The sequence below is a fragment of the Stutzerimonas stutzeri genome, assembly GCF_002909485.1.
In the GTDB taxonomy this organism is placed as follows: domain Bacteria; phylum Pseudomonadota; class Gammaproteobacteria; order Pseudomonadales; family Pseudomonadaceae; genus Stutzerimonas; species Stutzerimonas stutzeri_AH.
In genome coordinates this window covers 73701-100398 of the sequence record NZ_PPXG01000004.1, presented here as the reverse complement: position 1 = coordinate 100398, position 26698 = coordinate 73701, and the positions used below count along the sequence as shown (strand labels likewise).

Sequence of the window (26698 nt, the reverse complement as noted above, 5' to 3'; positions counted from 1 at the left end):
AGGTTCGCGAACTACTTGTGATAAGGATGACCGGACAATAGCGTCCAGGCGCGATAAATCTGTTCGCCGACGAGGATACGCACCAGCGGATGAGGTAGCGTCAGAGGTGACAGCGACCAGCGCTGCTCGCTGCGCGCGCAAACCTCAGGAGCCAGCCCTTCCGGACCGCCGACCATGAGATTGACGTTGCGCGCGTCGAGCCGCCAGCGTTCGATCTCCGCTGCCAGCTGCTCGGTACTCCAAGGCTTGCCATGCACCTCAAGCGTGACGATGCGCTCACCCGCCTGCACCTTGCCCAACATCGCCTCGCCTTCCTGGCGAATCAACCGCGCTACATCGGCATTCTTGCCGCGGGTATTGAGCGGTATCTCGTGCAGTTCCAGCGGCAGTTCGGAGGGCAGGCGTTTTACGTATTCCTGCCAGCCTTCCTCGACCCAGCGCGGCATCTTCGAGCCGACCGCAATCAGCTTGATACGCACGTTTACTCCGATTCGTGGCCGTGCTGCGCGCGACTCTGCTCCGCACCCTGCCAGAGGCGCTCCAGGTCGTAGAACTGGCGGGTCGGCACCTGCATCACGTGGACGACCACATCACCCAGGTCGAGCAGGGCCCATTCGCCACCCTCGAGGCCTTCACTACCGAGCGGACGCACACCCTGTTCCTTGACCTTTTCCAGCACATTCTCCACCAGGGATTTGACGTGCCGGCTGGAACTGCCACTGGCGATGATCATGTAGTCGGTGACACTGGTCTTGCCGCGGACATCGATGGTAGTGATGTCCTGGCCTTTCAGATCTTCCAGGGCGGTTACCGCCAGCTGGACCAAAGTTTCAATTTGCATAACGTGAAAACAACCTCAGTTCGACGCCCGGTACAGCCCGTGCGCGTTGATATAAGCCAGTACAGCATCGGGAACCAGAAATCGGACCGACTTGCCGCTGGCCAGCAATTGACGAATCTGTGTAGCTGACACTTCCAACGGTGTCTGCCAAACGAAGGCAATCTGCCCGCTGCCCCCGCAGAGCACCTGGGGGTCGGGCACACTGCGCGCGGCGAGAAGATCGCGCAGCTCCTGCGGTGCCTCGCTGCCGGCATCCGGCCGCTGCAGGACCAGAATATGGCAGTAATCAAGCAACTCCTCCCAGCGATGCCAGGTAGGCAGCCCGCAGAAGGCATCCCAGCCCACCACCAGCAGCAGCTGGTCGTCCGCGCCCAACTCGGCGCGCAAGGAAATCAGCGTATCGATGGTATAGGACGGCTTCTCCCGCTCCAGCTCGCGAGCGTCCACGCACAGCGGTGGCAGATCCTGCACCGCTAGGCGGACCATCGCCAGGCGATCCTGCGCCGAGCAATTGGGGGTGTCGCGGTGCGGCGGCCGCGCATTGGGTATAAGCCGCAGCTCATCAAGGCCGAACATCTCGACCACTTCCAGCGCGCCGCGCAGGTGACCGATGTGCACCGGATCGAAGGTGCCGCCAAGAATACCGATGCGCCGGGCGCCGCTGCCTTGGCTCATCAGGTACGGACGTGTCCGTCGCCAAAAACCACGTACTTCTCGCTGGTCAGCCCTTCCAGCCCGACCGGGCCGCGGGCGTGGAGTTTATCGGTAGAGATGCCGATCTCCGCCCCCAGTCCGTACTCGAAACCATCGGCGAAGCGTGTCGAGGCATTGACCATCACCGAAGCGGAATCCACTTCGGTGAGAAAGCGCCGTGCATCGGTGAAGTTCTCGGTGACGATCGCGTCGGTATGCTGCGAGCCGTAGCGATTGATGTGTTCGATGGCTGCATCCAGCGAGTCGACGATGCGAATCGACAGGATCGGCGCGTTGTACTCGGTGGACCAGTCTTCTTCGCTGGCCGCGAGCACATCGCCGCCAAGCAGCGTCTGGGTGCCCATACAGCCACGCAGCTCAACACCTTTCTCGCGATAGATGGCGGCCAGCGGTGGCAGGACCTTCTCGGCAATGCCCTGATGAACCAGCAGCGTCTCCATGGTATTGCAAGGCGCGAAGCGCTGGGTCTTGGCGTTGTCGGCAATGCGGATGGCCTTGTCCACGTCTGCCGCGATGTCGATATAGACATGGCAGATACCGTCCAGATGCTTGATCACCGGCACGCGTGCGTCGCGACTGATGCGCTCGATCAGGCCCTTGCCGCCGCGCGGCACGATCACATCGACAAATTCCGGCATGCTGATCAACGCGCCGACCGCGGCCCGGTCAGTGGTCTCCACGACCTGCACGGCGGCTGCCGGCAACCCGGCCTCGGCGAGACCGAGCTGGATGCAGCGGGCGATGGCCTGGTTGGAGTGAATTGCCTCGGAACCGCCTCGCAGGATCGTCGCGTTGCCCGACTTCAGGCACAGGCTGGCGGCGTCGATGGTCACATTCGGGCGCGACTCATAGATGATTCCGACCACGCCTAGCGGCACGCGCATCTTGCCGACCTGGATACCGGAAGGCATGTAACGCATATCTCTGATCTCGCCAATCGGATCCGGCAGTGCGGCGACCTGGCGCAGGCCTTCGATCATGCCGTCGATCACCTTGGGCGTAAGCGCCAGCCGATCGAGCATCGCTGCGTCCAGACCGTTAGCACGCCCACCAGCAAGGTCCAGCTCATTGGCGGTCACCAGCTCATCACGGGCGGCGTCGAGCGCAGCCGCAGCGGCCTGCAGCGCACGATTCTTCTGCGCCGTACTGGCGCGCGCGAGCACTCGCGAGGCCTCGCGCGCGGCGCGGCCCAGGCGGGTCATGTAATCGAGTACGGACTCGGTCATGGATCTAGCTGGCCTGACTGAAGGGAAAGCCGCTGATTATAGCCACCCCGGACGTTCCCGCACAGCGGCGCCCGGCGAAAGGGTCGTCGAATGTAGCGGTGCCCTCCAAGTCCATAGGGCGCCGCGTACGGCCTTACTGCGCAGGTATCATCGCCTTAGGAAACCCACGAGCCTTTCGTCAGGTCGAAAGGCGGTCCCGTTTCAAGGAATTTCGCATGAGCCAATGGCTCGACACCCTCACCCTATGGCTGACCAACCACCCACAATGGCTCGGCCTGGCGCTGTTGATCGTCGCCTGCATGGAATGCCTGGCGGTGGTCGGCCTGATCATCCCAGGGACGGTGCTCGTCTTTGCCATCGCAGTTCTCGCTGGCAGTGGCGTCCTGACCCTCGGCGAAACGCTGCTGCTGGGGTTTATCGGCGGACTGATAGGCGACCTGCTTTCCTATGCACTCGGGCGACGCTATCACCAGGGCATTCGCAGCTTGCGCGGCTTGCGCGACCATCCGGAGTGGCTATTGCGCGCCGAGCACTATTTTCAACGCTATGGCGTGGCCAGCCTGCTGGTGGGCCGCTTCATCGGCCCCTTGCGGCCGATGTTGCCGATGACCGCCGGCATGCTCGACATGCCATTCGGGCGCTTCCTGCTGGTCAGCCTGTTTGCCGCAGCAGGCTGGTCGATGGCCTACCTGCTGCCAGGCTGGAGCGCTGGAGCCGCCATGCGCCTGCCGCTGGAAGAAGGATTCTGGAGCGAGGCCGCAGTTGTGGTCGGCGCCCTGCTGACGCTGATTGCAGCAACGGCATTCGGCAGCTTGCGACAGCTCCGCTGGGTGACCGCGCTGTCGGCCGGGATCAGCGTCGCCATTCTGCTCGGCCTGTTTTTCGGCTGGCCACATTTGAAGGAGCTAGACGAAGGGCTGCTCGCGGTCATCCAGGGCGAGCGCAGCACCACCTTCGATCGCATCATGGTGGTCGTCACACGTGCCGGCGACTTCCACACTCAGCTATGGGCCGCGGTATTGCTGTGCGTTTTGCTCCTCGTTTTGCGTCAGTGGCGCACTGCGGTGTTCGCCGTCATCACGCTTCTGGGTACGGCCCTGGCCAACGGCGCGCTGAAGGCAACCTTCGCCCGCGTTCGCCCGGAGGTGCTGATGGAGCCGCTAAGCAGCTATAGCTTCCCCAGCGGGCACAGCTCGGCGGCATTCGCCTTCTTTCTCACCCTAGGCGTTCTCGCTGGCCGCGGCCAACCACCACGGCTGCGCCTCGCCTGGCTGGTGCTGGCCAGCTTGCCGGCTACGGCGATTGCGCTCTCACGAGTCTATCTGGGCGTGCACTGGACCAGCGATGTCACCGCCGGCGCCCTGCTGGCCTCGAGCATATGCGCAGCCAGCCTGACCCTGGTGCAATGGCGCAGTCCGCTGGCCCCAATGCCCCCGAAAGTATGGTGGCTGATCCTGCCGGCCTGCCTGGGCCTGCTTGGTGCATTCAGCATCTGGGCTTTGCCAACGGCGATGCAGATGTATCAGTACCAGTAGGCACGCGCGCCGACCGTCGCACAGTCGAACTACGCCCCGTCCTGTAACTGTTCGAGCAGACTCTGGATCTGCGCGAGCTGCAGCTCCGGCTCATCCAACCCGAGCAGTTCGATCTTCTGTTCCGGCTCGAACGGCAGCAGGTAGGCCAGTTGACTGGCCAGGGACGCCTGATCGCTCACGGCACCACCCAGCCCAAGTGTTTTCACCATCGGGTGCTGGCCGAGGGCCGCAAGCAACACCACCAGGTCGGCGTGCTGCTCGGCTAGCGGCCGGGTAGCGGCCTCGTTGCGCCAAGTGATCTGCGCAACGGCCAGCTGGTCACGCAGCACCTCGGATGAATCCACGTTGAACCGCCTTCCCCCCTCCACCCGAATGCCTAAAAGGCCATTGGGCAGCTGCTGCCAGTCACGAATCAGCGCTTCGCAACCGATATGAGCGAACGATGCCGGCGCGGCGCCGACTTCATTGCCCTCCAGAATATGCACCACTCCAAAGCCATGTCCGGCCTTGAGGCACTGGCTGACCATGTCGAGATAGCGCGCCTCGAAGATCTGCAGATCGAGGAAACAACCTGGGAACAGCACGGTATCCAGCGGGAACAACGGCAATCTCATGGGGACTCCATCACAACAGCAAGGCAACCACCAGCGGCAACAGCACCGCAGTCATCACCCCCATCAGGCTCATGGCCAGGGCCGCGAACGCACCGCACTCTTCGCTTTCCTGCAGCGCCTGCGCGGTACCCACGGCATGGGCGGTCAGCCCGAGCGCAATGCCGCGGGCCGCAGGATGCTGAACGCCAAACCGGCGCAACAGTTCCGGACCGAGAATCGCGCCGAGCACGCCGGTGATCATCACGAACACCGCAGCCAGGGCTACCACGCCCCCGATCTGCTCGGCCACGAGCATGGCGATTGGCGAGGTCACCGACTTGGGCGCCAGCGTCATCAGAATCATCCGCTCTGCGCCAAACAACCAGGCCAACGCCATACCCAGCGCCGTGGCAAACACGCCTGCAATCAACAGCGTGATCACGATTGGGCCGAACAACTCGCGTATCCGCCGCAGGTTCAGGTACAGCGGCACGGCCAGGGCGACGGTGGCAGGGCCAAGCAGGATGGTCAGCCACTGCGCACTAATGCGGTATTCGTCATAGTCGATTCCGCACAGCAGCAGAACGCCGACGATCAGCGTCATCGACACCAGTACCGGCTGCAGAAATACCCAGCGGGTTTTCTCGTACGCGGCATAGGCCAGTTGAAAGACCGCCAGGGTGATGCCTACGCCAAACAGCGGATGATGGATCAGCGCCTGCCAGGCGGCATGCCAATGCAGCTCCATCATGTGCCCTCCTGCCGACGCTGTTTGCGCCGGATCAGCGTCTGCATAAGCCAACCGGTGAAGATCAGCGAAAGCAGCAGCGAAATCACCAGCACGCCGACGATGGCCCAGAAGTCGTCGAGAATCGCCTCGGTGTAGGCCATAACCCCCACCGCCGGCGGCACCAGCAGTAACGGCAGATAGCGCAACAGACTGCTCGCCGCCAATTGCAGCGACTCGCTGGCGCGACCACGCGCCAATAGCCCGGCAAACAGCAGCACCATTCCGATGATCGGCCCCGGCAGCATCGGCAGGAACAGCACGTTGAGTACGGTGCCGAGCAACTGGAACGCGACCAGCCAGGTCAGACCTCTGAGCAGCATGGGAGCCTCCCGCAAAATTGCGACAGTATAAAGGGCAACGCCGACAGCCGCCCGTGCGACGCTATGACAGGCCATTCGCGCTGCCGATGCTGGTTTGCGGCAACGCACACCCGTGCTGATCTAGCCCGGCACGCGGCGCGAGACACCGGCAATCGATTCGGCCTGGCCGCCGCACCTCTGGCTGCACAGCAATGCAGCAGCACAAGAACAATCAGGAGGACACATGCCACAGGTACCCGTCGCACAGCTCAAGGATTACATCGGCAAAGAACTGGGCCATTCCGATTGGCTGACCATCGATCAGCAGCGTGTGAACCAGTTTGCCGACTGCACAGGTGACCACCAGTTCATCCACATCGACACAGAGAAAGCGGCCCAAACACCATTCGGCGGCACCATCGCCCACGGCTTTCTGTCGCTATCGCTGCTGCCGATGCTGTCCGGGGATCTGTTGGTCGTACCGGAAGGCACTCGGATGGGCGTCAACTACGGCCTGGACAGCCTGCGTTTCATCCAGCCGGTGCGTGTCGGTTCGCGCGTACGCCTTGGGCTGACGCTGATTGATGCCTTTGAAAAGAACCCGGGGCAATGGCTGCTCAAAGCACGCGCGGTGATGGAGATCGAAGGCTCGGAAAAACCGGCCTACATCGCCGAAACCCTGGCGCTGTGCATCCTCTGACTGTCACTGCGCCATTGCCGCAGCCCGTTCGGTTTGCGGCATACTGCGGGCTTCCTGATTGAGCTGATGTCCGCATACTGCGGGCTTCCTGATTGAGCTGATGTCCGCATGCTGCGCCTCGTTCCCCTTCTACTGATCGCCCTGCTTACCGCCTGCGGTGAGGGCGAACCACTCCTGCCAGCGGATGCGGTTCTGCCAGACGGCGGCCGCTATCGCGGCAACATCGTCGACGGCTTGCTGCAAGGCGGCGGGCGCATCGACTACCCGAATGGCAGCTATTACCTCGGCCAGTTCAAGGACGGCCAGTGGCACGGCCTGGGCACCTGGCACAGCGCAACCGGCGATCGCTACGAGGGTGAGTTCAAGCACGGCCTGTTCGACGGCCTCGGCCGTTTCAGCTATTCCGAGGGCGGCGTCTACGAAGGCGAATTCCAGGGCGGTCAGATGCACGGTCATGGCCGTTTCAGCCAGGACGGTACGGTCTACGAAGGCGAGCTTCGAAACAACCTCTACCACGGTCAGGGAAAGCTGGAATACGCCGATGGTTTCAGCCATCTAGGCCAATTCAGCAAAGGCCAGCCGGATGGCCCCGGCACCCGCAGCGACGCCGACGGCCTGCTCAGCGGCCATTTCAGCGCCGGCAGCTTGAACGGCGAGGGCAGCTTTTCGACTGATCAGGGCGAGCGCTACAGCGGGCAGTTCGAGAACGACCAGTTCCACGGCCAGGGCCGCTACGAGGACAGCGAGGGCAACGTCTGGAGCGGCACCTTCGTCCGCGGCGAACTGAGTGGCACCGGCACGCATGTCACTGCCGAAGGCAGCCGCTACAGCGGTCAGTTGGGCAATTGGCGCTACCACGGCCAGGGCCGCCTCGATCGCGCCGACGGCAGCTTCTATACCGGCGGTTTCCGCCGCGGGCATTTCGACGGCGATGGCGTACTGACCCAGGCCGACGGCACCACGCTTCGCGGCATCTGGCGTAACGACAGGCGCGTGCGCGACGAGCGAGGACGCGCCCTGCCGGACCCGCTCGAAATCGCCCTGCTCGAACAGGGCACCCTACTCCAACGGGCCATCGAAGCACTGCCCCTCTCCAGCCCGGCCCAGGAGCTCTACACGCTTACGGTTGCCGGCGACGGCCGCCAAAGCGTGTTCATGCGCGAGGCCGACTATGTGCAGCAACTGCTTGCCGAACGCTTCGCCGCTCACGGCCAGCTCAGCCTGGTCAACCATCGTGATCGCCTGGCCGATCGCCCGCTGGCGACCCGGGAAAACCTGGCACGGGCAGTTCGCGCGCTGGCCGAACGCAGCGGCGAGGAAGATCTGATCTTTCTCTACTTCACAAGCCATGGTTCGGCCGATCACGAACTGGTGCTGAACCAGCCACGCCTTTCGCTGGACGACCTGCCCGCGGCCGACCTGGCGCAACTGCTCGCGCCGCTCGCCGGGCGTAACACCGTGCTGGTTATCTCGGCCTGCTATTCCGGCGGCTTCATCGAGCCATTGAAAAACGATCACACGCTGATCATGACCGCCGCACGCGCCGATCGGGTGTCCTTTGGCTGCTCGGAACAGAGCGATTTCACTTACTTCGGCCGTGCGCTGTTCGCCGAAGCGCTGCAGGAAACCGACGATATAGTGCAAGCGTTCACGCTGGCAGCGGCAAAGGTTGCCGAACGCGAGCAGGCCGACGACTATCAGGCATCGGAACCGCAATTGTGGGCACCTGAATCGGTTGTCCAACGCTGGCAGCAACTGCTGCAGCGGAATGCCACCCAATGATCGCCACAGGAGCTAGACCATGTATTTGACGCCACAGCGTATTTTGCTTGCCGGCGCCACCGGACTCACTGGCGAGCACCTGCTCGATCGCCTGCTCAACGAACCCACCGTCGAGCGCGTGCTGGCGCCTACGCGCAAGCCGCTGGCCACCCATCAGCGCCTGGAAAATCCGGTCGGTGAACTGCAGCCCTTGCTGCCCACCCTGAGCGGCGAGATCGATACAGCCTTCTGCTGCCTGGGCAGCACGCTCAAGCAGGCCGGCACACAGGAAGCGTTTCGCGCCATCGATCACGATCTGGTACTGGCATTTGCCCGCCGGGCGAAGGAAATGGGCGCGCGTCATCTACTGGTGATCAGCTCGCTGGGCGCCAATCCGGACAGCTCGATCTTCTACCTCAAGGTCAAAGGCGAAATGGAAGCGGCGCTACAGCAGCAGAACTGGCCACAGCTGACCATCGCCCGCCCCTCTCAGCTGATCGGCCCGCGCCTCGAGCCGCGATTGAGCGAGCGCATCGCGGCGCCGCTGTCGCAGTTGCTGCCAGGCAAGTACCACGGCATCGAGACCTGCACGCTTGCTCGCGCACTATGGCGACTGGCGCTGGAAGAGGGCGAAGGCGTGCGCATCGTTGAGTCGGACGAACTGCGCAAGTTGGGGAAATAGTTCAGCGGGCCTTCTGCTCTCGGGTGCGGGCTACTGCCATAGAGGCGGTTCGTCACACGCGCCCGCAGGCGATAGTGACGTAGGGTGGATGTCGCTTTTTACATCCACCTGGCCTCGCCAGGCTTTCTCATGGGCCTTACGGCTCACGCCGCCTTCAGACCTTGATGAAATGCTCGCGGTAATGGCGCAGCTCGGCGATGGAGTCACGAATGTCATCGAGCGCCAGGTGTGTGCCGCTCTTCTTGAAGCCTTCCATGATCTGCGGCGCCCAGCGTGCCGCCAGTTCCTTGAGCGTCGACACGTCCAGGTTGCGGTAGTGGAAATAGGCTTCCAGCTCTGGCATCTGCCGGTAGAGGAAGCGTCGATCCTGACAGATGCTGTTGCCGCAGATGGGTGACTTACCCTTGGGCACCCATTGCTCGAGGAAGGCCAACGTCAGCTGCTCGGCCTCTGCAGTGGAAATCCTGCTCTCGCGCACCCGCTGGGTCAGGCCCGAGCCGCCATGCTGGCGGGTGTTCCACTCATCCATGCGCGCAAGCGTTTCATCACTCTGGTGTACCGCGATGACCGGCCCTTCAGCCAACACATTGAGCTGACTGTCGGTGACGATGGTCGCCATCTCGATGATGACGTCGTTGTCCGGATCCAGACCGGTCATTTCCAGGTCGATCCAAATCAGGTTCTGCGGGTTTTGCATGGCGGGCTCCTTGGCTGTGCGGCGCAGTTTAGCCGCTCGTACCGGCGCCGTCAGGTGCCGGGCCACCAGGAAGCCAGATCAGAAGGCGCGAGCCACGCCAGTCATCGAGCTGGAGCACTTCTGTCGGCTCGACCCCGGGGATTTCGAAGCTATTGCTGACCAACAGGGCGCCGGGGCGCATTTCCGCGTGCGCCTTTTCCCATAACGCCGCCATGGGTGCTGGCGAAAGAAAGCAATACACGACGTCGTACCCGGCCAGGTCGACCCGCCACAAGCTGAGCAGGCGGACATGACAGTTACGCCGGGGCAGGCAGCGCAGCCAGGACAGAGCGAACGTCAACGGCGCGGTTTCAACGCCCACGAACTGAGCCGCCGGAAACGCCTGGGCAAGTCGCGTCAGCGTACCGGCCAGTCCGCTGCCCAGGTCGATATAACGGAAGTTGCCCGGTAGCACAGCCAGCCGGTCATGCAACTGGCGCTCAGCTTCGCGGCCGGTCAGGTAAAGCGGCACCCGTTCGGTAAAGGCGTTCCAGTTCACCAGCAGCAACAGGGCGAATGCACCCAGCGCCAACCAGCCCGGCACGGCCAGATCCTGCATCAGCAGCAGACCGGGCACAAAGGCCAGATTGATCGGCAGCCACCAAGCCGATAGCCCTAGGCGAGCACCGACAACCGCCGCAATGCAGCCTTGGGCCACGGCGATGCCGATAAGACTTGGACTGACACCGAACGCCCATGCCAAGCCCAGCAACAGCAGCCAGATGACCGGCAGCGCCAATAGCTGGGCAAGCAACGCGCGCAGAACGGGCAGGCGAGTAAGGACAGACACGGACATGACGGCCATCATCAAGTGAGGGCCACAGTCTACCCGCCAGCCCCTTCGCCATACAGGCCGCCAGCCGCAAAGGTGCGGCGTGCTAGACTCGCTCACCAACCCCAGAGACAGCCCGACTCCATGGCCAAACGCCAACTCAACCGCCGCCAGAACTGGCGCATCGAGAAAATCCAGGAAGAGCGCGCCGCCCGCGTCGCGCGTCGCGAGAGCCGCACCCTCGAAGAACTCGAAGGCGGCGATCTCGGACCAGAGCAGACTGGCCTGGTCATTGCGCATTTCGGCGTGCAGGTCGAGGTCGAGGCGCTGGAAGGCGATCAGAGCGGCCAGGTGTTCCGCTGCCACCTACGCGCCAATTTGCCAGCCTTGGTCACCGGCGACCGCGTGGTCTGGCGCCCCGGCAATCAAGGGATCGGCGTCATCGTTGCACAGCTGCCGCGACACTCCGAACTCTGCCGACCGGACACCCGCGGCCAGCTCAAGCCGGTGGCGGCGAACGTCGACCTGATCGTCATCGTCTTTGCACCGCTGCCTGAGCCCCACGCCAACCTGATCGACCGTTACCTGGTTGCAGCCGAGCATGCCGGCATCACTCCGCTGCTGCTGCTGAACAAGGCCGACCTGATCGACGAGCACAACGAACCGGCTCTAAGCCGCTTGCTCGCAGTCTATCGCCAGCTGGAATATCCGCTACTGGAAGTCTCTGCCCATGGCGGCGACGGCATGGATACGCTCAAGGCGAGACTGGACGGGCACGTCAGCGTTTTCGTCGGGCAGTCGGGCGTGGGCAAGTCTTCGCTGGTGAACAGCCTGCTGCCTGGCGTCGACACGCGGGTCGGAGCGCTTTCGGAAATGACCGGCAAGGGCACTCACACCACCACCACTGCACGGTTGTTCCACTTTCCCGGCGGCGGCGAATTGATCGACTCACCCGGTATTCGCGAGTTCGGCCTTGGCCATGTCAGCCGAGCCGATGTAGAAGCGGGCTTCATCGAATTCCAGGATCTGCTCGGGCATTGCCGTTTCCGCGACTGCAAACATGATCGCGAGCCCGGTTGCGCACTGCTCCAAGCGTTGGAAGACGGGCGCATCCAACCCCAGCGCATGGCCAGCTACCGACACATCCTCAGCAGCCTGCCAGAGCCGGAATACTGAGTTGGCAGTCAGCGTTTTTCCGGTTGACTGAGCTGCAGCACACCGTCTTCGAAGATATTCAGCCGCTCGCGTAGCGCTTGCGGCTGAAGCGGCTCATCAGTGGCTGGAGCCTGCTGCGGCGCAGGAGTATCGGCCGCATCGGGCTGCTCACCTTCGATCGAACGCTGTGCCTTTTTGGTCAGCACCAGAATATCGATGCGTCGATTGACCGGGTTGTACGGATCCTTGCGGTCGAACAGCGCTGACGATGCGTAGCCCACCACTCGCGCAATCTGGTCCTCCGGATAACCGCCGATCACCAGCGTCCGACGTGCGGCATTGGCACGCCCAGCCGAGAGCTCCCAGTTGCCGAAATCCCCACGACCCGCAAAGGGCTTCGCGTCAGTGTGGCCGCTGATGCTGATCTTGTTCGGTATGGCAGCAATGGTCTCGACCAGCGCCAGCAAGATGTCCTCGAAATAGGGCTGCAGCTGCGCGCTACCGAGAGCGAACATCGGCCGGTTCGCGGCATCCATGATCTGGATACGCAGACCGTCCTGAGTGATCTCGAAGAGGATCTGATCCTTGAACTTCTGCAGTTCGGGGTTTTCGTCGACCTTGTTCTGCAGCTCCTGCAACACCAGCTCGAGGCGCTCGCGCTCCAACTGCTCGGCAAAGTTTTCCGCCTGCCCAGGGTCGGCCTGCATCTCGATCGGCGCCGGCTCGAGCTCCTGGTTAAGAGTGCGCTCCGGCGAAGGTGTAGGTGTCCCGCCCAGATCGATGACATGAGGGCTGGCGCTCTCGGTGAAGCCAAGGGGGTCCTGAAAGTACCCGGAAATCGCCAGCTTTTGCTCCGGCGTGGCCGTAGTCAGCAGCCACATCACTAGAAAGAACGCCATCATCGCCGTAGCGAAGTCGGCAAAAGCGATCTTCCAGGCTCCGCCATGATGGCCACCTGCGACCTTCTTGATCCGTTTGACGATGATCGGCTGGGTATTGTCCATGACGAACCTTTAGGCGCCGCGCATCGCTTGTTCGAGCTCGGCAAAGCTTGGCCGGTGCGCCGGGTACAGGACCTTACGGCCAAACTCAACGGCCAAGGTCGGCGGCATGCCCGAGGCCGACGCCACTAGAGTTGCCTTGATTGCCTCATAGACATTCAGCTCTTCTTTGGCATCGTGCTCCAAGGCCGATGCCAGCGGGCCGAAAAAGCCATAAGAGGCAAGAATACCGAGAAAGGTACCCACCAGCGCCGTGGCAACCTTCTCCCCAATCTCGGCGTTGGTAGCGGAGGCTAGAATCGACATGGTGATCACGATGCCGAGCACCGCTGCAACGATACCCATCGCCGGCAGCCCGTCAGCCACGCGAGCCACAGCATGAGCCGGATGGTCGAGCTCTTCTTTCAGTCCTGTCATTTCCATGTCAAACAGGCCTTCAAGCTCATGGGGGGCCATGTTGCCCGACGACATGATGCGCAGGTAATCGCAGGTAAAGGCGGTCATCCGCTCATCCTGCAGAAAGCCGGGGTATTTGCTGAACAACGGGCTGGCGGCCGGATCTTCGAGGTCAGCCTCGATGGCCATCATGCCCTCGCGACGGCTCTTGTTGAGAACTGCATAGAGCACGCTGAGCACTTCAAGGTAGTAGGCGTGGGTAAAGCGTGTGCTGAACATCTTCAGCGACTTCTTGAACACCACCATCGTGGTGCTACCGGGGTTGGCCTGGAGAAAGCCACCTAGCGCAGCGCCTCCGATGATCATCACTTCGAACGGATGAAGGAGTGCGCCGACCTTGCCGCCAGACAGCACGAAGCCGCCCAGCACGCTGGCGAACACGACGATGATGCCGATGAGTTTGACCATAGGAGGTACGTCTGAACCTGGTTACGAGCCGTCCGGCATACGGGAAACAAATGCCCTGAATCGCCGCCAGACAACCTTGCGAAAGGAATGTTTGAAGAATTGTTCTGGTTATCGGAACTTTTGCGCCAGACTAAAGGCCATCCCGATGAAAAGCTAGTTCGGCCATGACCACGACACCTCTGCTGCCACGCACGATACCCGCCTGGATCAAGGCACTCGACGACGCTCCCCTGCCCGCCTTTGCCGCCGTTCATGGCAAGGTGCGCCTGGCACTGCGTGACAGCAGCAACTCGATGCGGCAAATCGCAGAGCTAATCCAGACCAGCCCTGTCCTGGCACTGCGCTTCATACAGGAAGCCAACCGCGGCATCGGTGATGGCCAACCTGCCGAAAGCCTGGAGGTTGCACTCAGCCGCATTGGCCTGCAGCGAGCCGAGGCGTTACTGGCTCGCATTCCCTCCATGGAAGCACGCGATATCCCGTTGCCGCTGCGCCAGCTGGTGCTCATCAGTCGTCACGCCAGCCAGCAGGCCAGCGGACTATTTGCCGCCCGCCTCGCCCGCCTTTGGCAGGACATCCACTGGGGCAGCCTGCTGTTCCTGTCACCCGCTTGGGCGCTGGTAGGCGCCTATCCGCACCTGCTTGAAACCTGGGAACAGCGAGTCCTGGTAAAAGGCGAGCCAGCCAGTCGGATCGAGAGGGAACTGCTCGGTGTTCCGCTGCTGGAGCTGTGCCTGAAGCTGGCCGAGCACTGGCGCCTACCGGACTGGATCATTCAGGGCTACCGCCTGCTCAACGGTGATCGGCGCATGCTGATCAAGGCTCTGCATATCGCCCGTGACAACGAGCACCCGCTGCACCAGCAGCAGATGCTCGACGCCGACCCCGAATTGCGCCGATGGCTAACACTGCCAAGCAACACCATCGTCCTGGCCAACGGCTTGGCGCTGTCCTCGCACCATAGCTGGAGCGGCGTCCACAGCCTGCGCTGGCAACGTCTGGCCGGACTGTACCTGCAGGTAACTCTGGGCGAACTACAGCAGATGGTTCACCAGCAGGCGGTTATCAGCGCTCGCGAGATCGGTCCAACCGATCTCTGGCACCCCGCCCAGGGACTGCTTTGGCCATTCGACACAAGCTTCCAGCGTCTGCGCGACGCGGCCGAGCCGAACGAAGCCGATCTGGCCGAATGGCGCACGCAATGCCGCCGTTTGCTAACCGAGCCGACGCCGTTCAGCAATATTCTGCAACTGACCGCCTCTGCCAGCCAGGCCTTATCGAGCGCAGGAATGCAGCGCTCAATGGTGATGCTGCTCGATCGCAAACAAAACCGCCTGGTTGCCCAGCAATGCGACGGTTTGCCAAGCGACGCTGCACGCCTGAGCCTGCCAGTGGAACAGAGCCAGATTGTTCGAAGGCTGCTGGAAAAGCCCGCGCAACTGCGTTTGCAACCAGCCAACATGGCGCAGTTTTCAGCATTGCTGCCAGGTGCTCTGAAAGCCCTTTTCGCCGGCGAACATCTACTGTTGCGATCATTGGGCGTGGAAGGTCGCGTGCTGATGCTGGTGGTGGCCGACCAGAACGGCGCCCCCATTTCCGATGCAGCGCTGCAAACATTCGCTAAAACAACGCAGTGCATTGAGCGCGCATTGAGTGTCTTCAGCAGGCGCGGGGTCTGAGCTTTTTCGCTAGACTTCGCCCCTTCTACGACTAGTCGAGGGTTGCCGTGTCTGCCTTTTCCAACCTGCCACTGGTGATCGAGCCGGTCGACCTGGCCGCGCGCCTGGCCGCGCCGGAGCTGATTTTGGTCGACCTGACCAATGCAGCCCGTTATGCCGAAGGCCACCTTCCCGGCGCTCGCTTCGTTGATCCGAAACAGACCCAACTCGGCCAACCACCTGCGCCTGGACTGCTGCCTGGCCTGAGCCAGATCGAACACCTGTTCGGCGCTCTGGGCCATCGTCCCGATGCGGTCTACGTGGTATACGACGACGAGGGAGGTGGCTGGGCCGGACGCTTCATCTGGCTGCTCGACGTGATCGGCCATCACCGTTATCACTATCTCGACGGAGGGCTGCGCGCCTGGCTGAGCGAGGGCCATCCGGTGACCCAGCAAATACCCGAGGCAGGCACAGCGGCGCTCCGCCTGTCGTTGGACGATACGCCCACAGCGACTCACGCTTACATCGAAAGCCGCCTCGGCGCCGACGACCTGGTGATCTGGGATGCACGCTCTCCTGCCGAATACCGCGGCGAAAAGCTGTTTGCTGCACGCGGCGGTCACATTCCAGGGGCAGTCAACTTTGAATGGACCGCAGCCATGGATGCCGCCCGTGCACTGCGCATACGTACCGACATCGCCGAGCAACTCAGGAAACTAGGCATCGTGCCGGAAAAAGAAATCATCACCCACTGCCAAACTCACCACCGCTCGGGCCTCACCTACCTTTTGGCCAAGTCCCTGGGCTATCCCCGCGTCAAAGCCTATGCCGGCTCATGGGCCGAGTGGGGCAACTTGCCTGATACCCCGGTGCAGCAATGAAAAGGTCCAACATGAAAGATCGTCTGTTCGTTATCAGCCAGTATGTGCTGCCCCACCACCTCATCTCGCGTCTGGCAGGCTGTCTGGCCGAATACCGCCTGCCCTGGGTGAAAAACACATTCATCAAGTGGTTCGTCCGTCACTTTCAGGTCGACATGCGTGAAGCGCTGACCGAGGAGCCGACAGCCTATGAGCACTTCAATGCCTTTTTCACCCGCGCTCTAAAGGATGGCGCCCGTCCGTTTGACCCCACCCCAGGCGCGATTCTCAACCCTTGCGACGGCGCCATCAGCCAACTTGGCAGGATCGAGCAGGGCCGCATCTTCCAGGCCAAGGGCCACAGTTTCAGCGCCATGGAATTGCTTGGCGGTGATCATCAACGTGCCGCACCGTTCATGGGCGGCGCCTTCGCCACCGTCTATCTCTCCCCCAAGGACTACCACCGCGTACATATGCCGGTCAGCGGCACGCTGCGTGAAATGGTCTACGTCCCAGGGCGGATCTTCTCGGTCAATACCGTGACAGCTCGGGGCGTGCCGGAGCTCTTCGCTCGCAATGAGCGCGTAGTCTGCCTGTTCGACACAGAGCACGGCCCCATGGCCATGGTGCTGGTCGGCGCAATGATCGTTGCCAGCATCGAAACCGTCTGGGCGGGGCTGGTGACGCCGCCCAAGCGCAGCCTCAAGACGTTCCGCTACGACGAAGCAGCGCGTGCGCCTATCCATTTGGAGAAAGGTGCGGAAATGGGTCGTTTCAAATTGGGTTCGACCGTGGTTCTGCTATTCGGACCGGATAAGGTGCGCTGGGCCGAGCAACTGGGCGCTCTGAGCCCCGTCTGCATGGGTGAAGCGCTGGGGCAGGCGGTTCTTAGTCCGCCGATCGTTGAACCAGCCGAGCAGCTCTGATCGGGCGATACGACATTCGGTAGCCAACGACTGCCGAATGTCGGCTAACATCAATAAGCCATCATTCAGTCCTGCCCGTCGCGGCAGATATTGATAGAGTTCACATTACCCATGCCCTGACCGCCGTGGAGCCTGCCCGTTTTGGATAGACAGAGCCACCATCTGCTGCTGCGCGCACCCGCACCGACCCAGCAGACCCTGTCCTTCTGCGACGCGAGTGTTCGCGGTGTCACCGGCTGGCTCGCCGGCCTGCCGAAAGCCAACATCGGTGAAACCGCGCGCCAACTCTATCAGGCACTGATCGAACTCAACCAGTTGCGCATCGCCTCGGAGACCCGGCTGCAAATGCTGGAGCTGCTTCGACCGGACGTGCATTTCGTCTGCACGCAGCTGGAAAAGCACTACGTTAATCAACCCATCGTTCTCAGCGAGCGACCGCGCAAGGTCGCCGGACTCTGCCAGGCGCTACAGAATCACCTCGCGGTCGGCTATAAGCTGATCGTGGTCCGCGCGGTATCTCAGCCTGACCGAGACCGCCATCAGCTGCTGTCCGTCGCACTGCAGCGCGCCATCCATAGCCTGGGTGCCTTGCTGATACGCTCTACGCAGCTTTATGGCCCAGCAGCGCCTGGTCTGTGGCTCGAACTGCATCAGCTCTATCAGCTGGCAGTCGAGCAAGGCACCGAACGCTTGCTGATCCGCGACCCGCTGGCGCGACATGGTCAGGGCCTCAGTGCGGAGCAGAGCTATGTGGCGTCGCTGCTACTCGGTTGCGCCCGCTGCAACCAGCTGCGCCAGCAGAGCATCGTCAAATTGGCCGCAGCGCTGGAGGCCTGGGGCGCTATGGTTCATGTCCAGGCTGCCAGCGCAGCCAGCGGCCTATTCCTGCTCTCCCCGGTGGTTGACGGGCCGCCACGCTACAGATCGCTGTTTACCGACAAGGATCAGCAAAACCTGTTGGGCATCGACACCCGGACGCTGGTAGATGCCATCGAGGAGCACCTGCGCCTGGCTCCAGACAATCGTCGACTGACACGCCTCCCTGCAGCAGCAGGACTTGACGACGATCTGTTGCGACATCTGAGTTCTGCCTGGGGCGCCATATCCGAACGCACCTTCCAGCGCATACCCGCACAAGGCACGCTCAGCCTCTGCATCGGCATGACCGCACTTCATTATCAGCTCGCCGGGCAGCGTCCTTTCAATGAAGTGCTGGAGCTACCCCGCACCTCGAACCGGGCCGTCTACAAACTGCACAACGGCGCTGCAGACGTCTGGGCCAATGCATTCGATGCACAGAGCAGCACGGTCGAGCTGTTACCCAACCACGACCACATCGAATTCATCAGACCCGAAACCTCGCGTATGGCGCCTGGTGCAAAAGCTGCTGCCCCTGGCAGCAGCACCAAGAACAACGCCACAGCAGAAAATCATCCGGTCTATCAGGTCCAGCTAATTGACCACAGCCCCGGCGGCTATTGCCTGGCATGGAACGGCGAAGTGCCGAGCCAATTGCAGGCGGGCGAGCTGCTCGGACTACGCGAAGGTAATGCGCAAACCTGGAGCATCGCGTTGGTGCGATGGGTCCGTCAGGTGCGAGGCGGTAACACGCAGATGGGTGTCGAGCTGATCGCGCCGCAGGCCCAGCCATGCGGCCTGCGTCTGCTTCGCAAAGTCGATCAGGGCAGCGAGTACCTTCGCGCCCTGTTGCTGCCGGAGATCAGCGCCATTTCGCAACCGGCGACGCTGATAGCACCGCGCCTGCCGTTCCAGGAAGGGCACAAGGTGCAGATCAATCGCAACGGAGAAGAACAGCGCGCCGTCCTCAACCGGCGGCAAGGCAATACCGGCAACTACAATCAGTTCGACTATCGCTTGATCGGTCAGCTCGCGCCGGAGCGAGAGACACCGGTCACAGGCTGGAAAACCCACACAGCAGGCGGGGATGAAGATTTTGACTCACTTTGGAAGTCGCTGTAGATTGCCGGATCTCGCATTCTTGCCTGCCCGCGCCGCCTCGACGCACTCTCAAATGGTAGGGTTCATTGCCATTTCGTTCACGGCCACGCCGGAGTCCGTTTTTGTGCGGAGCACGGCATGAGGAGAGAAGTTTGGTCATCGCAGATGAACGACGAATAACGCAGCACCGCGCAAACACGGCTTCAGCCCTTCGGGTTGCACTGCAACGCGCCGCGCGACGAATTGGCGACAGACCCTGAACATGGCCCTGCAAAAGAAAACCATCCGCCTGCTGATCCTTGAAGACTCGCAGAATGAAGCCGAACGTCTGGTCAGCCTCTTCCGCAATGCCGGCCAGGCAACCCGTGTCCATCGACTCACGTCCAGCGACGATCTGGCAGAAGCCCTGAAGCACACTTGGGATCTGTTGATCAGCTCCCCGCAAAGCGAAAACCTCGACCCTAGCGAAGCGATCAGCGCTATTCGCCGGCAGGCCAAGGACATCCCGATCATCCAGCTCACCGCAGACAACGACGCCGAAGCGATCACCGAAGCGCTGATGCTCGGCGCCCAGGATGCCTTGCCGCAGGGAGAGGATGAGTGGCTGCTACTGGTCGCCAATCGCGAACTGGTCAATCTTGAAGAGCGCCGTGCGCGCCGCTCGGCGGAAGTGGCCCTGCGCGAGGCGGAAAAACGCTGCCAGCTGCTGCTCGACAGTTCTGTGGACGCAATTGCTTATGTGCACGACGGCATGCACATCTACGTCAACCGCGCCTATCGCGAACTATTCGGTTACGCCGACGCGGAAGATCTGGAAGGTATGCCGATGATCGACCTGATCAGCGGCAGCGATCAGAGCCGTTTCAAGACCTTCCTGAAGAACTATCACACCCTGGAAGGCACTGCCGAGCTGGCCTGCGGCGGCGTTCGCGCCGATGGCGAAACGCTCAAGACCCGCATGAACTTTTCGCCGGCAGCCTATGACGGCGAGCCCTGTATCCAGGTCGTAATACGCGCCGAGAACGATAGCGCCGAATTGCAGAAGCTGCGCGAGATCAGCAGCCAGGACCCGGTGACCGGACTGCTCAATCGCAACAGCTTCCTCGAGGTGATGGACGCCGCAGTCGAACGCGCGGTCAATGCCGGGCAAAGTGCCAGCCTTGCGTACGTCCGTGTTGATCGATTCGCTGCACTGCAAGCCGACATCGGCCTGACTGACTCTGATCAGATGCTGGGTCAGCTGGCCACCCTGCTCCGCGGCCACTTCGCTAATGAAACACAGCTCGCTCGCTTTGCCGATGACGTCTTCACCGTGTTGCAGCCTGGAATAACACCGCAACAGGCCGAACCGGAACTGCGCAAGCTGCTGAGCAGAGTCGAAGGCCTTCTGCTCGATGTCGGCGGGCGAACGGTGCAGACTACCCTCAGCATCGGCGTAGCGGGCCTGGACGAAAAGACCGCCAAGGCTCAGGACGCGATCGAGCGCGCCCACCGCTGCGCCGACGAGTTGAGCGACGGCAACGCGCTAAAGATATTCAATCCGGCCGATGAACTGGCCGCTGCGGCCAACCGCGGCGATATCGTCGCCATGCTCAAGCAAGCTCTGGAGAACAACAGCTTCCGCCTGCTATTTCAGCCGATCATCAGCCTGCGTGGCGACAATTTCGAGCATTACGAAGTCCTGCTGCGGCTACTTGATCCGCAGGGCGTGGAAGTTCCGCCAAGCGAATTCCTCAGCACGGCCAGCGACGTCGGCCTGGCGACCAAGATCGACCGCTGGGTGATCCTCAATTCGATCAAGCTGCTGGCAGACCACCGCTCCAAAGGGCATAGCACGCGCCTCTTCCTGCATCTGTCCGCCGCCAGCATTCAGGACCCCAGCCTGCTGCCATGGATCGGGGTCGTGCTGAAGGCCTCCCGGCTGCCTGGCGACTCATTGGCGTTCGAGTTCGGTGAAGCCGACGCCGTGGCTTATCTGAAACAGGCAAAGGCACTGGCGCAAGGGCTGAGCAGTCTCGGATGCCGCATCGCCCTGGCCCAGTTCGGTTGCGTGCTCAACCCGTTCAACACGCTCAAGCATCTGGATGCCGAGTTCATCAAGGTCGACGGCTCTTACACCCAGGACCTAACTCGGCAGGAGAATCAGGAAGCGCTCAAGACCCTGCTCTGCGATCTGCACGAACAACGGAAACAGAGCATCGTGCCCTTCGTGGAAAGCGCCACAGTGCTCGCGACGTTGTGGCAGGCGGGCGTCAGCTACATTCAGGGCCATTACCTGCAAGGCCCCAGTCAATCCATGGACTACAACTTCTCCTCCGACGAGGAGTAGGTCGATTCGGGCCGGCGCAATCTGCCGGCCGATTCATCTGCTCGCATTTGCCTGCTATTGATCACGATCACTGGCCAACCCCTGCGCTGGGCTAGAGTGACCGGACGCCTTCCAGTCCAAGAGGAGTCCCACCATGGTCATGATGAAAGCTGCCGTATTCGTCGAGCCGGGCCGCATCGAACTGCAGGACAAACCCATCCCCGAAGTTGGGCCCAACGACGCCTTGTTGCGCATCACTACGACGACTATTTGCGGCACAGACGTACACATTCTCAAAGGCGAGTACCCGGTCAACGCTGGCCTGACCATAGGCCATGAGCCGGTGGGCATTATCGAGAAGCTGGGCAGCAACGTGAGGGGCTATCAGGAAGGCCAACGCGTAATCGCCGGCGCGATCTGCCCGAGCTTCACCTCCTACGCCTGCCAGGACGGCCTGTCATCACAGGACGGTGGTTGCTCCTGCCATGGCTACAAGCCCATGGGCGGCTGGCGTTTCGGCAATACCATTGACGGCACTCAGGCCGAGTATGTCCTGGTGCCCGATGCCCAGGCCAACCTGGCACCGGTGCCGGATGGCCTGACCGATGAACAGGTGCTGATGTGCCCCGACATCATGTCCACCGGTTTTGCCGGTGCCGAGGCAGCCAACATCAAGATCGGCGACATCGTGGTCATCTTCGCTCAGGGGCCCATTGGCCTTTGCGCCACTGCAGGGGCCAAACTACGTGGCGCCGGCACCATTATCGCGGTCGACGGCGTCGACGCGCGCCTGGACATCGCCAGGAAGATGGGCGCAGACGTGACACTGAACTTCAGAAACGTCGACGTGGTAGAGGAAGTGCTGAAACTAACCGGGGGACGTGGCGTCGATGTTTCGATCGAGGCGCTTGGGCTGCAGTCCACTTTCGAAAGCGCATTGCGGGTACTCAAGCCAGGCGGAACCTTGTCCAGCCTCGGCGTCTACTCCAGCGACCTGACCATTCCGCTCGGCGCCTTCCACGCCGGTCTGGGCGACAACAAGATCGTCACCTCGCTCTGCCCTGGCGGCAAGGAGCGCATGCGCCGGTTGCTCAGCGTAGTGGCCTCCGGACGTGTCGATCTTGGCCCGCTGGTCACCCATCAATATGCGCTGGACGACATCAGCGAAGCGTACGATCTGTTTGCCAATCAGCGCGATGGTGTACTGAAGGTGGCAATCAAACCCTGAAACAGCTGCAAGCCTGAAGCTTCAGGCGGCAAGTAAAAGCCCTGGGCCGGAACCGACCCAGGGCTTTGCTTTTTCTTGAAGCTCGCAGCACCTATTACTCCGTGCCCTCGCGATCGCGAAAGCCGAGCAGGTAGAGGATGCCGTCCAGCCCAAGGGTGGAAATCGCCTGCTTGGCCGACTGCTTGACCAGTGGCTTAGCGCGAAAAGCGACGCCCAAGCCCGCCAAGCCGAGCATTGGCAAGTCGTTGGCGCCGTCACCAACCGCAATGGTTTGCTCCAGACAGAGCCCTTCCTGCTCCGCCAACTGGCGCAGCAGATCAGCCTTGCGCTGTGCATCGACGATCGGCTCGACCGCCACACCGGTGACCTTGCCGTTCTCGATCTGAAGTTCGTTGGCGAACACGTAGTCGATGCCCAGCTTGGCCTGCAACTGCTTGGCGAAGTAGCTGAAGCCACCTGAGAGAATTGCGGTCTTGTAACCTAACCGCTTGAGTTCAGCGAATAGCACCTCAGCGCCCTCCGTCAGGCGCAAGCTGGCGCCAATATCGACGAGCACGTCTTCCGACAAGCCCTCAAGCAGCGCCAGGCGCTCCTTGAAGCTGGCGCGAAAATCCAGCTCGCCACGCATCGCGCGCTCGGTGATCTCGGAGACCTGTTCACCTACACCAGCCGCCTTGGCCAGTTCGTCGATCACCTCGGCCTCGATCAAGGTCGAATCCATGTCGAACACAGCCAAACGGCGGTTACGCCGGTAGACCGAGTCACGCTGGAAAGCGATATCGACATTGAGCTCCTGCGCCACGCTGAGGAACTCCGCGCGTAGCGCCGCGGTATCGGCCGGCTCGCCACGTACCGAGAATTCGACGCAGCCCTTGCCCAGCTCCTCCGGCATGTCCAGCGGCATGCGCCCGGACAGGCGATCGATATGATCGATGTTGAGCCCGTACTTGGCAGTGATCGAGCTGACTCTTTGCAGCTGCTCGGCAGTGACCTTGCGAGTCAGCAGCGTAACGATGTGCCGGGGCTTGCCCTGCCCGGCCACCCAATGCTGGTAGTCGGCCTCGGCCACCGGGGTGAAGCGCACCTGCTGATCATGCTTGTAGCCCATGAACAGCACGTCCTTGAGCACAGACGACGCGCGCTCGTTATCCGGAATCTCGATCAGGATGCCGAACGACAGGGTGTCATGGATCACTGCCTGACCGATGTCGAGAATGGTCACGCCACCCTGGGCGAGCACGCCGGTGATGGCTGCGGTGAGGCCCGGGCGGTCCTCACCGGTGATATTGATCAGGACGATTTCGCGCAAGGCGCAGCTCCCATGGCAAGCAATGAAAGCTGGCATTCTACATCAGCTGGTCTGACCGCTGGACAGCGCCCACGCCTCTTGCACTTGGTTATCCGGAAGAAAATGCCGAGCCGCAGATCAGTGGTTTCTACGCAATTCGTCAGCTTACCGTCGCAGACCTACAGCGCCTGTCGCGCTTTCCGTATACTGCTCGGCAAATTCCCGACGAGAAGAGCCGCGCTCTGTGAACCGGCCCGCATCCGTAAAGCCAGACAACTTCTTCCTGATGGTCTATCGCGCAGTGCGCCAGCATCGTGTGCCGCTTGTGCTGCGTATTGCCAGCCATACGCTGCTGCTAGTGGCGCTGGCGCTGGTCATCTATGCGTGGGTGATTGGCATGCAGTTCAAGCATGCCATGGAGCAGCAGGCCGACGCCCTCGGTCAGAGCCTGGTCACCCAGACTGCTGCCTCGGCCACCGACCTGTTGGTCGCCAACGATATCCTCAGCCTTAACGTGCTGTTGAGTAATCTGGTGAAGAATCCGCTGGTTGCCCACGCGGCAATCTATAGCGTGGACAACCGCGTGCTCGCCGAATCAGGTACGCGCCCTCAGCAGGGTCTGCTCGGCGACGACAATGGTCTTTACTCGACGCCCGTCAGCTTTCAGGAAGTGATTGCCGGGCACCTGCGCGTCAGCCTGGACATGCGGCAGTTCCAACAGCCGATGACCATCAGCCTGCAGAGCATGGGGCTGCTGAGCCTGATTCTGCTGGCTTTGACACTAATGCTGAGCTTGCGCTTGGGCCGTCAGCTGGCGACTCCGCTGATGCAGCTGCGTCTGTGGCTGCGTGACCCAGACGATCCCGCTCCGGGTGCCGGCCGACAGGACGAGATTGGCGACCTCGCACGCCAACTGCAGGCACGCCTGGTTCCAGAAAAACCGGAACCGGAGCTGGATATGAGCGATGCGCTGGACGATGACTATTTCGACCAGAGTGGCGAGCGCAGCTCCGCCGAACAGCCATATGCGCCGCAGTTCGAGCGCTTTGATATGGAATTGGACGACGAGCCACGGCGCTCGCCACGACTGTCCGCGAGCACCGACGACGAGCTGGAGGTGCTGGACGACGAAGTAACCTTCGACACGCCACCCACGGCTGCCAGAGCCCCACAACCTGCAGCAGCACCACGCCCGAGCCGCAGCGCCGTGCTGGCCATCCAGCTCGGGGGTCAGGAGCAATTGCGCCGCCTGCCTCGGCCACGCCTGACCGAGTTGCTGCAGCGTTATCGCGACTGCCTGCAACAGGCTGCCACGCTGTACCAGGCGGAGCTGCATACGCTCAATGACGGCAGCAGCCTGATGCTGTTCCATAGCCAGGACGACGAGCAGAACTACCTCACCCACGCGATCTGCTGCGGTGAGCTGATGCGCGCCCTTGGTCACGCCTTGCAGATCGAGGTTGCGGACAGCGGGATCACTCTGCAGCTGCAGCTCGGCTTGACTCGCGGCGAAAACCTGGTCGATCTCAGTCAGGGCGACCTGCTGCTCAGCGAGCCGGCGCAGGCGGCTCTGGACATGTCGCTGCACAGCCGCAACCTGCTGCTGGTCGAGCGCAGCATCAGTGAGGATTCGCTGATTCAGCAACGCGCACGTATCCGCCCGATTGCCAGCCCGGAAGGCGCATGCTGTGTCGAGCGCCTATTGGAACCCTACCCTTCGCTGCTGGAACGCCAGCTCGCGCGCATGCACGAATTGCGCAATCGCGCCAACTGAAGCGGCTCGCGAGCACAGCGCAAGTATCAGCCCGTGAGCGCTGCAGATAATCCGCCGAGGCGGCAGCGCCAACGAGCCACACAAAAAAGCCCGGTCAGAAAGCGGAGAACGCTTGCCTGACCGGGCTTTTTTGCTACTGCAGATACTTCAGTTGCCGCTGGGGTTGGACTCAGAAGCGGAACACTTCCATATCGGTCCGGATCGGTTCGGCGGCCGGAATGCGTGGCGCCGGCGCCTCAGCAGACCTGTTCACCTGTGGTTTGGCTGGGGCAGGCTTGGGTGGTGTCTTGGCGACAAGAGCAGGCTCGACCGCCCCGGCGACCATCTCGCTCAGCCGCTGCAACAACAGGCTCTGCGCACGCACCTGATCAGCTGCGCTGCCCTGATGTTCTTCCTGCAGGCGCACCAGACGACTGCCCAGATGCTTACCCGCTTTGTCCCGCAGCCGCCACTGCGCTTCGAGTACGGCAGGGTATTCGGGACCGGAATCGAGGCGCGTGATGGACAGTTCGATCTGAACTTCCGGCGCGAAACCTTCATCGGCAGGGCCAAGCACCAGGCTCTGGGTGTCCAGCTGCCAAGCCAACTGCCTTAGCAGCAGTTGTTCGATATCAGCCTTCAGGCTCCCGGCCCACCGGGCCTGCTGAGCATTGCCAGCCAGGCTTCCGTCAGCCAGACGCTGAAGCAATGCGTCACGCTGTAAATAATCGGCAAGCGTGACAGGTGCCAGCAACACGGAGGCACCATCAGTCCGCTCGGGCACTTCGGAAGTACCGCTGTCGAGCCGATACATCGGCGCCGGCTGCAGGCCGATACAGCCGGTCAAACCAATGCTGACCAGCAACAAAACACCCGGAACGCGCAGCAAGTTCTTCATTACCGTCATAACACCACAGTTCAGGCCGCTCACGACCCGTTAGGCCACCAATGCTCCTGTATCGCGCGCCGGGCAATCGAATCCGCCGACGCGAATGAAGCACCGGGCGAAGCGCCACAGGCTGGAAAGGCCGCTATCTTCCGTGAAA

25 protein-coding genes are annotated in these 26698 nt (G+C 62.0%); 12 read left to right on the top strand and 13 right to left on the bottom strand.

The window, feature by feature from the left end; genetic code table 11:
* Positions 1-11: 11 nt before the first annotated feature.
* Genes rlmH through CXK91_RS10805 form a run of 4 tightly spaced genes read right to left on the bottom strand, consistent with a single transcriptional unit; the run spans position 12 to position 2781 of the window.
* Complete coding sequence (gene rlmH, locus CXK91_RS10820) at positions 12-479, bottom strand: 23S rRNA (pseudouridine(1915)-N(3))-methyltransferase RlmH (protein WP_103456140.1); 468 nt, start codon at positions 477-479, stop codon at positions 12-14.
* A 2-nt stretch (positions 480-481) separates the two neighbouring features.
* Positions 482-841 carry a ribosome silencing factor gene (gene rsfS, locus CXK91_RS10815; protein WP_103456139.1) on the bottom strand — a complete coding sequence of 120 codons (360 nt, stop codon included), beginning with the start codon at positions 839-841 and terminating at the stop codon, positions 482-484.
* Positions 842-856: 15 nt separating this feature from the next.
* Positions 857-1516, bottom strand: coding sequence for a nicotinate-nucleotide adenylyltransferase (gene nadD, locus CXK91_RS10810; RefSeq protein WP_103456138.1), 660 nt, complete (start codon positions 1514-1516; stop codon positions 857-859).
* Positions 1516-2781, bottom strand: a complete 1266-nt coding sequence (locus CXK91_RS10805) for a glutamate-5-semialdehyde dehydrogenase (protein ID WP_103456137.1) — start codon at positions 2779-2781, stop codon at positions 1516-1518. The genes nadD and CXK91_RS10805 overlap by 1 nt, the downstream gene beginning before the upstream one ends.
* Positions 2782-2996: 215 nt before the next feature.
* Here CXK91_RS10805 and CXK91_RS10800 point away from each other — a divergent pair, with 215 nt between their 5' ends.
* Positions 2997-4316, top strand: a complete 1320-nt coding sequence (locus CXK91_RS10800) for a bifunctional DedA family/phosphatase PAP2 family protein (RefSeq protein ID WP_103456136.1) — start codon at positions 2997-2999, stop codon at positions 4314-4316.
* A gap of 29 nt (positions 4317-4345) precedes the next feature.
* Here CXK91_RS10800 and CXK91_RS10795 read toward each other — a convergent pair whose 3' ends face one another.
* Genes CXK91_RS10795 through CXK91_RS10785 form a run of 3 tightly spaced genes read right to left on the bottom strand, consistent with a single transcriptional unit; the run spans position 4346 to position 6019 of the window.
* Positions 4346-4930: an LON peptidase substrate-binding domain-containing protein gene (locus tag CXK91_RS10795; protein ID WP_103456135.1), complete on the bottom strand. Its 585-nt coding sequence runs from the start codon at positions 4928-4930 to the stop codon at positions 4346-4348.
* 10 nt (positions 4931-4940) lie between these two features.
* Positions 4941-5651, bottom strand: a complete 711-nt coding sequence (locus tag CXK91_RS10790; RefSeq protein WP_181003949.1) for an LrgB family protein — start codon at positions 5649-5651, stop codon at positions 4941-4943.
* Positions 5652-5656: 5 nt separating this feature from the next.
* Positions 5657-6019 carry a CidA/LrgA family protein gene (locus CXK91_RS10785; RefSeq protein WP_103456133.1) on the bottom strand — a complete coding sequence of 121 codons (363 nt, stop codon included), beginning with the start codon at positions 6017-6019 and terminating at the stop codon, positions 5657-5659.
* 223 nt (positions 6020-6242) lie between these two features.
* Between CXK91_RS10785 and CXK91_RS10780 the strand changes: the two genes are divergently transcribed.
* From CXK91_RS10780 to CXK91_RS10770, 3 genes are all read left to right on the top strand, one after another.
* Entirely contained in the window at positions 6243-6698 is a 456-nt protein-coding gene (locus tag CXK91_RS10780; protein WP_103456132.1) for a MaoC family dehydratase, read from the top strand.
* 108 nt (positions 6699-6806) lie between these two features.
* Positions 6807-8480 carry a C13 family peptidase gene (locus tag CXK91_RS10775; RefSeq protein ID WP_103456131.1) on the top strand — a complete coding sequence of 558 codons (1674 nt, stop codon included), beginning with the start codon at positions 6807-6809 and terminating at the stop codon, positions 8478-8480.
* 19 nt (positions 8481-8499) lie between these two features.
* The gene (locus tag CXK91_RS10770) at positions 8500-9141 is read left to right on the top strand and encodes an oxidoreductase (protein ID WP_103456130.1); all 642 of its coding nucleotides are present in this window, start codon (positions 8500-8502) and stop codon (positions 9139-9141) included.
* Positions 9142-9295: 154 nt separating this feature from the next.
* Here the strand turns inward: CXK91_RS10770 and orn are convergent, their stop codons facing one another.
* Complete coding sequence (orn, locus tag CXK91_RS10765) at positions 9296-9838, bottom strand: oligoribonuclease (protein ID WP_103456129.1); 543 nt, start codon at positions 9836-9838, stop codon at positions 9296-9298.
* 28 nt (positions 9839-9866) lie between these two features.
* Positions 9867-10673: a class I SAM-dependent methyltransferase gene (locus CXK91_RS10760; protein ID WP_103456448.1), complete on the bottom strand. Its 807-nt coding sequence runs from the start codon at positions 10671-10673 to the stop codon at positions 9867-9869.
* Between the two features lie 120 nt (positions 10674-10793).
* On the opposite strand from CXK91_RS10760, the gene rsgA reads away from it, so the two are divergent.
* Positions 10794-11825 (top strand): small ribosomal subunit biogenesis GTPase RsgA, encoded by a 1032-nt coding sequence (gene rsgA, locus CXK91_RS10755; RefSeq protein WP_103456128.1) that lies wholly within the window; start codon positions 10794-10796, stop codon positions 11823-11825.
* A gap of 8 nt (positions 11826-11833) precedes the next feature.
* Here rsgA and motB read toward each other — a convergent pair whose 3' ends face one another.
* Together motB and motA are read right to left on the bottom strand one after the other, a co-directional pair.
* Positions 11834-12808: a flagellar motor protein MotB gene (gene motB / locus CXK91_RS10750; protein WP_103456127.1), complete on the bottom strand. Its 975-nt coding sequence runs from the start codon at positions 12806-12808 to the stop codon at positions 11834-11836.
* A 9-nt stretch (positions 12809-12817) separates the two neighbouring features.
* Entirely contained in the window at positions 12818-13669 is an 852-nt protein-coding gene (motA, locus tag CXK91_RS10745; protein ID WP_003285182.1) for a flagellar motor stator protein MotA, read from the bottom strand.
* A 164-nt stretch (positions 13670-13833) separates the two neighbouring features.
* Between motA and CXK91_RS10740 the strand changes: the two genes are divergently transcribed.
* From CXK91_RS10740 to CXK91_RS10715, 6 genes are all read left to right on the top strand, one after another.
* Complete coding sequence (locus tag CXK91_RS10740; protein WP_103456126.1) at positions 13834-15348, top strand: HDOD domain-containing protein; 1515 nt, start codon at positions 13834-13836, stop codon at positions 15346-15348.
* Positions 15349-15395: 47 nt separating this feature from the next.
* Positions 15396-16211 (top strand): rhodanese-like domain-containing protein, encoded by an 816-nt coding sequence (locus tag CXK91_RS10735; protein WP_103456125.1) that lies wholly within the window; start codon positions 15396-15398, stop codon positions 16209-16211.
* A gap of 11 nt (positions 16212-16222) precedes the next feature.
* Positions 16223-17116, top strand: coding sequence for an archaetidylserine decarboxylase (asd, locus tag CXK91_RS10730; protein WP_103456124.1), 894 nt, complete (start codon positions 16223-16225; stop codon positions 17114-17116).
* Between the two features lie 141 nt (positions 17117-17257).
* Entirely contained in the window at positions 17258-19096 is a 1839-nt protein-coding gene (locus CXK91_RS10725) for a molecular chaperone (protein WP_103456123.1), read from the top strand.
* Between the two features lie 241 nt (positions 19097-19337).
* A complete protein-coding gene (locus tag CXK91_RS10720) occupies positions 19338-21404 on the top strand; it encodes an EAL domain-containing protein (protein ID WP_103456122.1) in 2067 nt (688 codons plus the stop codon).
* Between the two features lie 133 nt (positions 21405-21537).
* On the top strand, positions 21538-22611 hold the full coding sequence (locus CXK91_RS10715) for an NAD(P)-dependent alcohol dehydrogenase (RefSeq protein WP_103456121.1): 1074 nt from the start codon (positions 21538-21540) through the stop codon (positions 22609-22611).
* Between the two features lie 94 nt (positions 22612-22705).
* On the opposite strand, the gene serB is transcribed toward CXK91_RS10715, so the two are convergent.
* The gene (gene serB / locus CXK91_RS10710) at positions 22706-23920 is read right to left on the bottom strand and encodes a phosphoserine phosphatase SerB (RefSeq protein ID WP_103456120.1); all 1215 of its coding nucleotides are present in this window, start codon (positions 23918-23920) and stop codon (positions 22706-22708) included.
* 223 nt (positions 23921-24143) lie between these two features.
* Here serB and CXK91_RS10705 point away from each other — a divergent pair, with 223 nt between their 5' ends.
* A complete protein-coding gene (locus tag CXK91_RS10705; RefSeq protein ID WP_103456119.1) occupies positions 24144-25673 on the top strand; it encodes an AhpA/YtjB family protein in 1530 nt (509 codons plus the stop codon).
* A gap of 169 nt (positions 25674-25842) precedes the next feature.
* Here the strand turns inward: CXK91_RS10705 and CXK91_RS10700 are convergent, their stop codons facing one another.
* Entirely contained in the window at positions 25843-26550 is a 708-nt protein-coding gene (locus tag CXK91_RS10700) for a PqiC family protein (RefSeq protein ID WP_103456446.1), read from the bottom strand.
* Positions 26551-26698 lie beyond the last annotated feature (148 nt).